The sequence below is a fragment of the Bacillus sp. 05T31 genome (assembly GCF_056396725.1).
Genome location: NZ_JBFTMA010001417.1, coordinates 1 through 430, shown reverse-complemented (window position 1 = coordinate 430; position 430 = coordinate 1). Strand labels below are relative to the sequence as shown.

Here is a 430-nt window from a genome sequence, read left to right as displayed (position 1 = left end):
CAGTTTGGATATATCCCTTTTTCTAAACAGTCCAAGATTAACGCTGCACTAACTATAGTTGCTAATCCTTTTCTTCTATGATTGTGATCAGTCGTAAGTTCAATTTCAATGCCATTATCATAAATGCTATACGATGATGCACCGCATACAACTTCTCCTTTGTACAAAATACTATAACCTATACCTCGGTTTATATAATCTTCTACCGATTGAAATTGACTTGTAAAATCTTCAGAAAGCTTATGTAGTGTATAATTATTTGCGATGTGTTCATCTATTCTTCGTAATTCGTATCCTTTTGGAAGCGCTGATATAAAAGATTGTAATTTTGAACGATCAAAAACTTCCGAATTCCGTTTGAATTTATAGCGTAAAAACTTATCTATTTTTCTTTCATAAAATGTTTCTAAACGCTTTTTCCACTCATCAC

At 31.9% G+C, this 430-nt stretch carries 1 protein-coding gene; it reads right to left on the bottom strand.

Features of this window, described 5'->3' with window-relative positions; genetic code table 11:
- On the bottom strand, nucleotides 1–430 hold a 430-nt coding region (locus AC1DJR_RS33605), incomplete at both ends, for a GNAT family N-acetyltransferase (RefSeq protein WP_477004635.1).